Annotated in this window: 8 protein-coding genes and 2 pseudogenes; 6 read left to right on the forward strand and 4 right to left on the reverse strand. The window is 56.5% G+C overall.

Annotation, left to right across the window (positions count from 1 at the left end):
• A pseudogene (locus AB5Y85_RS00040) lies at positions 1-509 on the reverse strand (2-aminoethylphosphonate--pyruvate transaminase); the annotation flags it as partial.
• 265 nt (positions 510-774) lie between these two features.
• Here AB5Y85_RS00040 and phnR point away from each other — a divergent pair.
• The 6 genes from phnR to AB5Y85_RS00070 all read left to right on the forward strand — a co-directional run bounded on the left by phnR (position 775) and on the right by AB5Y85_RS00070 (position 8,183).
• Positions 775-1,482 (forward strand): phosphonate utilization transcriptional regulator PhnR, encoded by a 708-nt coding sequence (gene phnR, locus AB5Y85_RS00045; RefSeq protein ID WP_005300236.1) that lies wholly within the window; start codon positions 775-777, stop codon positions 1,480-1,482.
• A 134-nt stretch (positions 1,483-1,616) separates the two neighbouring features.
• Positions 1,617-2,636 carry a putative 2-aminoethylphosphonate ABC transporter substrate-binding protein gene (locus tag AB5Y85_RS00050; RefSeq protein WP_368221008.1) on the forward strand — a complete coding sequence of 340 codons (1,020 nt, stop codon included), beginning with the start codon at positions 1,617-1,619 and terminating at the stop codon, positions 2,634-2,636.
• Between the two features lie 272 nt (positions 2,637-2,908).
• Positions 2,909-4,003 (forward strand): putative 2-aminoethylphosphonate ABC transporter ATP-binding protein, encoded by a 1,095-nt coding sequence (locus AB5Y85_RS00055; protein ID WP_368157958.1) that lies wholly within the window; start codon positions 2,909-2,911, stop codon positions 4,001-4,003.
• Positions 4,000-5,736 (forward strand): putative 2-aminoethylphosphonate ABC transporter permease subunit, encoded by a 1,737-nt coding sequence (locus AB5Y85_RS00060; protein WP_368221010.1) that lies wholly within the window; start codon positions 4,000-4,002, stop codon positions 5,734-5,736. The genes AB5Y85_RS00055 and AB5Y85_RS00060 overlap by 4 nt, the downstream gene beginning before the upstream one ends.
• 18 nt (positions 5,737-5,754) lie before the next feature.
• Positions 5,755-7,161, forward strand: a complete 1,407-nt coding sequence (locus AB5Y85_RS00065) for an FAD-dependent oxidoreductase (RefSeq protein WP_368221011.1) — start codon at positions 5,755-5,757, stop codon at positions 7,159-7,161.
• A 281-nt stretch (positions 7,162-7,442) separates the two neighbouring features.
• A complete protein-coding gene (locus AB5Y85_RS00070; RefSeq protein WP_157160675.1) occupies positions 7,443-8,183 on the forward strand; it encodes an NYN domain-containing protein in 741 nt (246 codons plus the stop codon).
• Positions 8,184-8,406: 223 nt separating this feature from the next.
• On the opposite strand, the gene AB5Y85_RS00075 is transcribed toward AB5Y85_RS00070, so the two are convergent.
• The 3 genes and pseudogenes from AB5Y85_RS00075 to sucC all read right to left on the reverse strand — a co-directional run.
• Complete coding sequence (locus AB5Y85_RS00075) at positions 8,407-9,474, reverse strand: hypothetical protein (protein WP_157160674.1); 1,068 nt, start codon at positions 9,472-9,474, stop codon at positions 8,407-8,409.
• A 166-nt stretch (positions 9,475-9,640) separates the two neighbouring features.
• Positions 9,641-10,513: a succinate--CoA ligase subunit alpha gene (sucD, locus tag AB5Y85_RS00080; protein WP_005346088.1), complete on the reverse strand. Its 873-nt coding sequence runs from the start codon at positions 10,511-10,513 to the stop codon at positions 9,641-9,643.
• A pseudogene (sucC, locus tag AB5Y85_RS00085) lies at positions 10,513-10,735 on the reverse strand (succinate--CoA ligase subunit beta); the annotation flags it as partial. The pseudogene sucC and the gene sucD, both read right to left, overlap by 1 nt.

Consider the following 10,735-nt stretch of genomic DNA (forward strand, 5'->3'; position numbering starts at 1 on the left):
CGCTGGCAGAGCGCAGCCACCTCCTCAAGGGGGTTGAGCATGCCGGTGGTGGTCTCGCAGTGGACCATGGCCAGATGGGTGATCTCGGGGTGGCGCCCCAGCATCGCCTCGATGGTGGCGGTTTCGGGGCGGGTGGTCTCGCCGCAGTCCAGCTCGTGGTGGCGCAGGCCAAGGCAGCGGGCCATCTCCCCCATGCGGGCACCGTAGGCGCCGTTGTTGATGATCAGTAGACACTCATCGACGCCTATCGCCGAGCCCAGCACACTCTCCACCACATAGCTGCCACTCCCCTGCAGCAAGACGGCGCTGTAGTCACTTTCATATTCAGGGCCGGTGGCGAGGCGCACCAGCTCGCGGCGGATGGGCTCCACCACCCCCTGGTTGTAGTCCGCATCCCAGGTGCAGCTGTCTTGCAGCATGGCGGCGCGCACCGTGGCGGTGGTCGAGAGGGGGCCCGGGGTCAGCAGCAGGTAATCGACGGCGGCGGGGGCCGCAGGAATATGGGTCATAACTTCGCTCCTTTTGGTATATACCAGAATGAGCGCATTGTGGGTAACTGCCCCGCCAAGGTCAAAGGGGTGGCGCTACGTGCAACAAAAAATTCATTTTCAGCGCCGGGATCGCGATAATCTAGGAAGCCTGAACAGCAGGGGCGCTGCTGGTATCTACCAATGCATGTTGATGTTGCCGTGTAACGACCGGGCAGATGACCTGCCCTGTGCCCAGCCCATTGCCCAACTCATTGCACAACTTATTGCAAAACCAGGGATTTTCATGAGCAAACCCCAATATCTGCAGATCAAGGATGCCCTCGCCAACCAGATCCTGGCGGGGGGTCTGGCCCCCAACGACAAGCTCCCCTCCGAGCGGCTGCTGGGAGAACTCTATGGCACCACCCGGGTCACCATCCGCGAGGCACTGGTGCAGCTGGAGGCAAACGGCCTTATCTATCGGGAGGATCGCCGCGGCTGGTTTGTCACCCCGCCGCGCTTTCGCTTGAACCCCAGACGCACCTCCAACTTTCACCAGATAGTGCGGGAGCAAGGGGGAGAGCCGCGCACCGAGCTGCTGGAGAAAAGCCGTCAGGCGGTACCGCCCGCGTTGATGGCGCAGTTGCAGCTCAAACCGTTCGACAGCCTGTTTCTGCTCAAGCGGCTGCGCTATGCCAACGGGCGTGCCATCTGCTACTGCGAGAACCACTGCCTGCCCGAGCGGGTGCCCGGCCTGCTGGAGCTGGATCTCAACGGCAGCCTGACCGAGATCTACCAGGCCCATTACGATCTCCACTACGCCCGCATGCAGGTACGTTTCTTCCCCACCGCCCTGCCGGACGAGGTAGCCAAGGCGCTGGGGGCCACCGCCGGTCTGCCCGCCCTGCGCCTCGAGCGACTCAACTTCGATCAGCATGGCCGGGTGCTCGACTTCGATCTGGAGTACTGGCGCCACGACAGTCTGGAGATCGAGGTGGATACCCAGGATTAGTCACGGGCAGATCAGGAACGGCAAATCGCACACGGCAAAACGTCACGGGGCTGTCACGGTCACGTCATAAAGATCCCCTAGCCTCTCTCTCGACCAATCTGGTTTATACCAAGCCAATTTAACTGGAGAAGAGGATGAAACAGGGAACCCATCTGCTGGCCGCCACCGTGCTGGCTGCCATGACCGCCCCGGCACTGGCCGCAACCGATCTCACCGTCTATACCGCCTTCGAACCGGAGCAGCTCAGCGAGCTGAAAACCGCGTTCGAGCGCCAGCATCCGGACATCAACATCAAGTGGGTGCGTGACTCCACCGGCGTGGTCACCGCCCGCTTGCTGGCAGAAAAAGCCCAGCCCAAAGCGGATGTGGTATGGGGACTGGCTGCCACCAGCCTGATGCAGCTCGATCAGCAGCAGATGCTCAATGCCTATGCACCGAAAGGACTGGACAAGCTCGACAGCCGCTTTCGCGACAGCAAGGCCGAGCCGCACTGGATCGGTCTGGATGCCTTCTTCAGCGCCATCTGCTTCAACAAGGTAGAGGCGGAGAAACAGGGGATCCCGGCGCCGACCAGCTGGGCCGACCTCACCAAGCCCATCTACAAGGGCAAGGTGATCATGCCCAACCCCAGCTCCTCCGGCACCGGTTACCTGAGCGTCGCTGGCTGGCTGCAGACCATGGGTGAGAAGCAGGGCTGGCAATTCATGAACGGCCTGCACCAGAATATCGACCGTTACACCCACTCGGGCTCCGCTCCCTGCAAGCTGGCCGCCAGCGGCGAGACGGTGATCGGTATCTCCTTTGACTTCCCGGCTACCAGCCTCAAGGCCAAGGGTGCCCCCATCGAGGTGGTGTTCCCGAAAGAGGGGTCGGGCTGGGACATGGAAGCCGCCGCCATCATCAAGGGCACTCCCAAGCTGGAAGCCGCCAAACAGCTGCTCGACTTTGCCGCAACCGAACAGGCCAACGCCCTCTACAACAAGTCGTTCGCCGTGGTCGCCATCCCCGATGTGGCCCAACCGAGAGCGGGCTATCCGGCGGATATCAAAGGCCAGATGATCGACAACGACTTTAGCTGGGCAGCCCGCGAGCGTAACGCCATCCTGGCCCAGTGGAGCGCCAGCTTCGACGGCAAGACCGAAGCCAAACAGTAAGCGTGAAGGGCGGCGGTTTGTTCACGCCAGACACACCGCTGCCAATAAACTGTCAGTCGAAGGCCAACAGGTGTTGGCCTTCGCTTTTTGGTTTTAACTTCCCGAGTGTGTAGTGCCTTCAATTAGCGATGCTTAGTCCATTCGCACAGTGCCCAGCCACTTGCTGGCGACCCGATGTCATTTGACTGTCATCAAGCTGTCATCCCCCGATCACCTGACCGTCACACTTTACCCGCAAACTGGTATATACCAAATCAGTAGCGAGTCGAACCATGACCCAGCCCTATCTGGACATTCAACATCTCAACAAGCAGTTCGGTGCTTTTCAGGCCCTGAAAGGGATCTCTCTGACCATTGAGCCGGGGGAGTTTATCTGCTTTCTCGGCCCCTCCGGCTGCGGCAAAACCACCCTGCTCAGAGCGATCGCCGGGCTGGATCTGCCAGACAGCGGCGAGATCTGGCAAGGAGGGCGCAATATCTCCCGCCTGCCGCCCCAGGAGCGCGACTTTGGCATCGTGTTTCAGTCCTATGCCCTCTTCCCCAACTTGACGGTGGCCCAGAACATCGCCTTCGGCCTTGAGAATCAGGGGCTGGCGCGGGATCTCATCAAGGAGCGGGTGGACCACTGGCTGGGGCTGGTGGATCTCACTGCCCAGTCCCACAAATACCCGAGCCAGATCTCAGGCGGCCAGCAGCAGCGGGTGGCGCTGGCCCGGGCCTTGGCCCTCTCCCCCGGCCTGCTGTTGCTGGACGAACCGCTCAGCGCGCTGGATGCACTGGTGCGCACCCATCTTCGCAGCGAGATCCGCGCCCTGCAGCAGCGCCTTGGCATCACCACCATCATGGTGACCCACGATCAGGAAGAGGCGCTGACCATGGCCGATCGCATCGTGGTGATGGAGGGCGGCCGCATCGTGCAGGTGGGCACCCCGCAGGAGATCTACCACCAGCCTGCCAGCCGTTTCGTGGCAAGCTTTGTCGGTACCATGAACTTCCTCGAGACCCTGGTGCTGAGCCCCAATCAGGTGCGCCTCAACGAACAACCGCTGACACTTGCCAACCAGGCCGCTGCCGGCAGCAAATTGCAGGTGGCGATCCGCCCCGAGGCAATCACCCTGAGTGCGCCGAGCGAGCCGTATCTTGGCCAACATGGCGTTGAAGCAACCATCGATCAGGTGGAGTTTCTCGGCGCCGCCCAGCGCCTTATCTGCACCGCCGACACCTATCTGGGCCCGCAGCAAATTCTGGTGGAGCGCCCGACCCACGAGCTGCCCCGCCACGAACAGGGTGGCTGGCGCAGCGGCATGCGCTGCTCGCTGCACTGGCCCGCCGCGGCGATGCAGCTGTTTGAAGGAGAGCGCCCATGACTGCCCCCCTTGCGACCTCTTCCCTGTTGCCGCCAGCGACAGCCCGGCAAGACTCTCGTTGGCAGCGAATCTGTCGCGGCTGGAGCCGGGATCAGCTGCTGCAACTGATCCTGCTGGTGCTCGGCATCGCCCTGCTCACCGGCGGCTTGCTGCTGCCGCTGCTCACCATGCTGCAAAAGAGTCTGCAGGATGAGAACGGCCTCTGGGTGGGCCTTGCCAACTTCAGCGCCTACTTCGACTCCCCTCATCTGGGGCGCACCATCGGCAACACCCTCTGGCTCGGAGTGCTGATCACCGCGCTGGTAGTGACCATCGCCTTTGGCTACGCCTATGCCCTCACCCGCACTTGCATGCCGGGCAAGCCCCTGTTTCGCCTCATCGGCCTTATCCCGCTATTGATGCCCTCCCTGTTGCCCGCCATCAGTCTGGTCTACTGGTTTGGCAATCAGGGGATCGCCAAGGGGCTGCTCGGCGGCGAGAGCATCTACGGCCCCATAGGCATCGTCATTGGTCTGGGCTTCTGGTGCTTCCCCCACGCCCTGATGATCCTTATCACGGCGCTCGGTCAGAGCGACGCCCGCCTCTATGAAGCCTCCCGGGTGCTGGGCAGCAGCGGCTGGCGCACCTTTGTCACCGTCACCCTGCCTACCGCCCGTTATGGCCTGCTCAGCGCCGCCATCGCCGTCTTCACCCTCACCATCTGCGACTTCGGGGTTGCCAAGGTGATTGGCGGCCAGTACAGCGTGCTGGCTACCGATATCTACCGGCAGGTGATCGGGATGCAGAACTTTTCGCTGGGCGCCGTTGCCAGCGTCACCCTGCTGCTGCCGGCACTGTTGAGCTTTGCGCTGGAGCACAGGGTACGCAGCAAGATGCAGGAGCAGAGCAGCACCAAGGCGGTGCCCTATCAGCCCAAACCCCATCGGCTGCGTGACCTGCTGGCGCTCGGCTGGTGCACGCTCTGGGCCCTGCTGTTTCTGGCGCTGGTGGGGATGGCCATTTACGGCTCCCTGGTGCAGTTCTGGCCCTACAACCTCGAGCTGACGCTGGATCACTACGCCTTTGACAGCAACAGCGTCTACGGCTGGCAGCCCTTTACCAACACCTTGCAGCTGGGCCTCTATACCGCGCTTATCGGCACCGTGCTGGTGATAGTGCTGGCCTGGGCGCAGGAGAAGGGGCGCCACTTTGCGCCGCTGCGCCAGCTGTTGCATCTGCTCGCCATGCTGTCGCTGGCGGTACCCGGCATGGTGCTGGGTCTCGGCTATATCTTCTTTTTCAACGGCAATCCGCTCTTTGGCAGCCTCTATGGCACTCTGCCGCTGATGGTGCTCTCCTGCGTCATCCACTACTACACGGTGGGCCATATGACGGCGCTGACCAGCCTCAAGCAGTTGCCCAAGGAGTTGGAGCTGGTGGCCATCTCATTGCGCATTCCGCTCTGGAAGGCGTTCTGGCGAGTCACCCTGCCCGCCTCCCTGCCCGCACTGCTGGAGATCTTTATCTATCTGTTCGTCAACGCCATGACCACCACCTCGGCGGTGATCTTCCTCTATTCGAGCGACAGCGTGCTCGCCTCCATCGCCGTGCTGAACATGGAGGATTCCGGCGACACCGCCGCGGCCGCCGCCATGGCCACCCTGATCCTGCTGGCCGCCGCCACCGTCAAGCTGCTCCAGCTCTTTTTGAGCCGCGCCCTGCTGGATCGCACCCAGCGCTGGCGCCACCAATAACCTTATCGAGGAGTCATCATGTCCACTCTCCCCTTCTGGCTGGCCGAAGCGCTCGCCGCCGAACAGCCCGCGCCGCCCACGCCCCTAGTCGGCCACCACGAGGTCGATGTCTGCATCGTCGGCGGCGGCTTTACCGGGCTGTGGAGCGCCATCGCCCTTAAACAGGCCGAGCCTGGCTTACGCATCACGGTGCTGGAAAAAGATCGCTGCGGCAGCGGCGCCTCCGGGCGCAACGGCGGCTGTTTGCTCACCTGGTCAGCCAAGTATTTGACCTTAAAGCGCCTCTTTGGCGAAGAGCAGGCCGCCTGGCTGGTACAAAGATCCGAGCAGGCGGTGCACGAGATCGCCCGCTTCTGCGAACAGCACAATATTGAGGCACAGCTGAGAGTCGAGGGCACCTGCTACACCGCCACCAGCGAGGCCCAGCGCGGCCTGATGGAGCCGGTATTGCAGGAACTCAAACGCGCAGACCTTAACCAGTGGCAAGTGATTGAAGAGGATAAACTGGCGAGCCAGAGCGGCTCCCACGTTCATCTGGAGGGGCTCTACAGCCCCCACGCGGGCTCGGTGCAACCGGCACTGCTGGTGCGCGGCCTGCTGCGGGTGGCACGGGAATTGGGGGTCGAGGTCTATGAACACTCTCCCATGCAGCGCCTTGAGGCGGGCCAGCCGGCACGGGTGCAAACACCGCAAGGTGAGGTGCGTGCCCGCAAGGTGGTGCTGGCCCTCAACAGCGCCATGACGGCGCACTTTCGCGAGTTTCGCCGCAGTATAGTGCTGGTCTCCTCCGATATGGTGATAACCGACCCCGCGCCGGATGCATTGGCTGCCCAGCAGCTTGAGCACGGCCGCAGCGTGGTGGATGGCCGCACCTTTGTCCATTACTACCGCTCCACTCCACAAGGGCGGCTGATGCTGGGCAAGGGGGGCAACACCTTCGCCTTTGCCAACCGCCATCTGGCCGAGTTTGATGCCCCCAGCCGTTACCTTGCCCCCCTTACCCGCACCCTGCGCCGCTTCTTTCCGGCGCTCAAAGAGGTGCCCATCGCCGCCAGCTGGTGCGGCGCCTCCGACCGCTCGGTAGATGGCCTCCCCTTCTTCGGCCACTGGCGAGGGCAGCCCAATATCGTCTATGGCCTCGGCTACTCCGGCAACGGAGTGGCGCAAAGCTGGATCGGTGGCCAGATCCTGGCGGCTTTGGTGAGAGATGAGGTGCGGGAGGAGGATAAACCCTGGCGCGAATGCGCCCTGGTCAGCGGCCCGCGCGGCTACTTCCCGCCAGAGCCATTCCGCTGGCTGGGCGCCATGGCGGTACGCAATGCCATCCGGCGCAAGGAGCGGGCGGAAGATGAGAACCGCCCGGTGGCCTGGTATGACAAACAGCTGGCCAAACTTGCCGATGCAGCGGGCAAGGCGGATAAATAGCCCGGCGATAGAGGGCAACCATTTCCCATACTGTTTCGCCCCACACCCTATTTCTTGAAACTGCCGACCCGAGGGTCGGCATTTTCATCTTACGTAAAGATCAATGGGATACAATTTGGATGAAACCAGACAACACAATTGACCTGTCATCACAGATTGCGAATAACGTCTATGGCAAACTAAACTCTCGTTCGTCAGAATACGCCTCGCAGTTCGGCCCTACGACTTAACGATACAATGGGAACACTGCTGATTACGTAATAAATAGCATGGAGGCTTTAGTGAAAAATAAAGAAAAAATCGCCGTATTTATTGATGCTGATAATGCGCCTGCAGGCAAGATAGATACAGTATTATCAGAGTTAGCTCGTTACGGTGTTGTTAACATTAGAAAAGCTTATGGAAATTGGAAAAATCATAATCTGAAGCCTTGGGAAGATGTACTGCACGATTATGCTATACAACCAGTTCAACAATTCGATCTAACAAAAGGTAAGAATGCTACAGACATGGCATTAGCAATTGATGTAATGGACGTCCTATACACAAAAGATATTGACGTGATATGTCTTGTGTCATCGGATTGTGACTTTACCCCTTTAGTGACTAGGACTCTTGCTGATGGTAAGTTTGTTATTGGATTTGGAGAACGTAAAGCACCATTACCATTTGTCAACAGTTGCTCTCGATTTCTATATTTGGATGCAGAACCAGTTTTAGAGCAACCGATTCAAAAGCAAAGTAAGAACATAAAAGGTGATACAAAGCTCATCAATTTGCTACGACAAGCAATAGAGGCGGTTGAAGAAGATGATGGTTGGGCTACGCTTGGTGAGATTGGAAATCACATATCTAACCACGCATCATTTGACCAACGTAACTATGGATTTAGGAAACTCAGTGATCTATTTCAATCTATAGACCTTTTTGAAATGAAAAAAACAAATGGGTCTGTCATGTGGGTTAGAGATAAAAAGAGAGCCAAGAGTATAAATAAATTAAAACAAACGACTCTCGCCTAAACCCAACACTTAATATAAAAATGCCGCCCTAGGCGGCCATTTAATCCAATAATAGCATTCAAATGCTGTCATGGTAGAAGAGATATGTAAAGTAAATTGTTTTAAGTGTTCAGACACCCTATGATTCCATTCCACCAAAATAGCAATCACCATATATTCACTGCTGACTACACCTATAACGTTTTCTCATCGTGGACACCACTCTAATGAAGCCATTATATCTCTATGACTTAACAGATTTAATAAATTGCCCAATTTGTTCTATTCCATCAAACGTAGATGGTAAATTGCCATCCTCCGTTACTATGCCAGAGAATACAACCCTTTCAAATCGCTCCAAAACATCAGCATCTTTGCTTTTTATCTCACTAGCGTAACTAGAATAGCTTTGTATGAATCGACACAATGTCTTTCTAAGGTCGATCTGCAATAACTGTGACTTAACCGACTTATAATTAAAGAGAAGAACCCTGAAATAATATATAGATATTGCAACTAAAGATATTGTAGGGAAAATTGATACCAATAGGCCATCTCTAATAACAGACAAACTATCAATATTGGCATAAATAAATATAAGCTCAGCAACTATCGGTAAAACTATGACCAATGATAAAAGCTTAAGCCAGAACAAAATCCCATCGCGTTCACGTATCTTTTCTTTTGATAAGTCATCAAAACCTTGATACAAACCAACAAAATTATATGCATTTTCATATCTAGATAAAGAATCTTCAATTGATTTTACTCGACGTTCTCTTTCACTTAAATCCTTATCCCATTCTTCTTTAAGTTGCTTAGCCTTCGCCGCAACTGCGTCAAAGTTTTTAAGTGTTTCAATCTCATCACTGTTTGCCACAGCCTTAAAAATAGCTATAGGCATATCACGAATTGCGAATTCCATTTGTTCTTTCGCTGATTTTTCAAAAAGTTCTATATTGTTGAAAATAAATCTTCTGGCACTATCGAACTCAAAGGATAAATCATTTTTAGTTGAGAGATACAATTCAAAAAGAAACCGAAAACACATGGAACAAATTTCATCCAAACCTTCTTTGTTCAGCTCTTCGCTATCTGCCAATCGACTAATAAATCTATCACCTATCCACTTTATATTTATTTGGCAGAATTGGTTCCATTCATCAGGATTTTTGTCCATGGCATTAATTACTAAACGAATCATACTATTTCGTTGTTTATCAAAGTCATTCGAGGTAAATAGACCATCAATTCTTTGTCTAAACTTAGACAGTACAGTTTTGCTTTGATTTGTGTCAAATAATTTAATCATAAACAATACATCTCACTAAAATAAAAAACGTTATCATACTGAATTTTCCATATCCTACTTTGAGAATAATCTAAGGTCTAGCTATAGATAAAATGCGCTTTAATAAAGTAATAAAAAAGCCGCCCATCGGGCGGCATTTTTATTAGAGATAACGGGCTAACAGGAATTACCAGCCGGTTACTTCGCGCAGAGCCTTACCGATATCGGCCAGGGAGCGGACGGTTTTCACGCCAGCATCTTCCAGCGCGGCAAACTTCTCGGCGGCAGTACCCTTGCCACCGGAGATAATAGCGCCAGCGTGGCCCATCCGCTTGCCGGGAGGGGCAGTAACACCGGCGATATAGGAGACCACCGGCTTGGTGACGTGGGCCTTGATATAGGCAGCTGCGTCTTCCTCGGCGTTGCCGCCGATCTCGCCGATCATCACGATCGCTTCGGTCTGCGGGTCGTTCTGGAACATCTCCAGAATGTCGATAAAGTTGGAGCCCGGGATGGGGTCGCCACCGATACCGACGCAGGTGGACTGGCCAAAGCCTTCGTCAGTGGTCTGCTTGACCGCTTCGTAGGTCAGGGTGCCGGAGCGGGAGACGATGCCCACCTTGCCCGGCTTGTGAATGTGGCCCGGCATGATGCCGATCTTGCACTCACCCGGAGTGATCACACCCGGGCAGTTGGGGCCGATCATCCGCACGCCGGTCTCTTGCAGCTTCACTTTGACGTCCAGCATATCCAGCGTCGGGATGCCTTCGGTGATGGTGACGATGAGCTTGATGCCCGCGTCGATCGCTTCCAGGATCGCGTCCTTGCAGAACGGTGCCGGAACATAGATGACGGTGGCGGTAGCGCCGGTCGCTTCGACCGCGTCACGGACGGTGTTGAACACAGGCAGGCCCAGATGGGTGGTGCCGCCCTTGCCCGGGGAGACGCCGCCGACCAGCTGGGTGCCGTAGGAGAGCGCCTGCTCGGAGTGGAAAGTCCCCTGACCGCCGGTAAAGCCCTGGCAGATGACTCGGGTGTCCTTGTTGATCAGTACGCTCATCAGTTGGCCTCCGCTGCTTTGACGACTTGCTGCGCGGCATCGGTCAGACTCTTGGCCGCAATGATGTTGAGGCCGCTCTCGGCCAGCTTGATACCACCCAGCTCGGCGTTGTTGCCTTCCAGACGGACCACGACGGGCACCTTGACCCCCACTTCCTTGACCGCACCGATGATGCCTTCCGCGATCATGTCGCAGCGCACGATGCCGCCAAAGATGTTGACC

The sequence above is a fragment of the Aeromonas sp. R3-1 genome (genome assembly GCF_040908345.1).
Taxonomy (GTDB): Bacteria; Pseudomonadota; Gammaproteobacteria; order Enterobacterales; family Aeromonadaceae; genus Aeromonas; species Aeromonas veronii.

Excerpts from the sequence above, each read along its gene's own strand:
- AB5Y85_RS00050 (WP_368221008.1), top strand. The coding sequence starts at position 1,617 with ATGAAACAGGGAACCCATCTGCTGGCCGCCACCGTGCTGGCTGCCATG.
- AB5Y85_RS00075 (WP_157160674.1), bottom strand. The coding sequence starts at position 9,474 with ATGATTAAATTATTTGACACAAATCAAAGCAAAACTGTACTGTCTAAG.
- AB5Y85_RS00060 (WP_368221010.1), top strand. The coding sequence starts at position 4,000 with ATGACTGCCCCCCTTGCGACCTCTTCCCTGTTGCCGCCAGCGACAGCC.
- AB5Y85_RS00055 (WP_368157958.1), top strand. The coding sequence starts at position 2,909 with ATGACCCAGCCCTATCTGGACATTCAACATCTCAACAAGCAGTTCGGT.
- AB5Y85_RS00065 (WP_368221011.1), top strand. The coding sequence starts at position 5,755 with ATGTCCACTCTCCCCTTCTGGCTGGCCGAAGCGCTCGCCGCCGAACAG.
- phnR (WP_005300236.1), top strand. The coding sequence starts at position 775 with ATGAGCAAACCCCAATATCTGCAGATCAAGGATGCCCTCGCCAACCAG.
- sucD (WP_005346088.1), bottom strand. The coding sequence starts at position 10,513 with ATGAGCGTACTGATCAACAAGGACACCCGAGTCATCTGCCAGGGCTTT.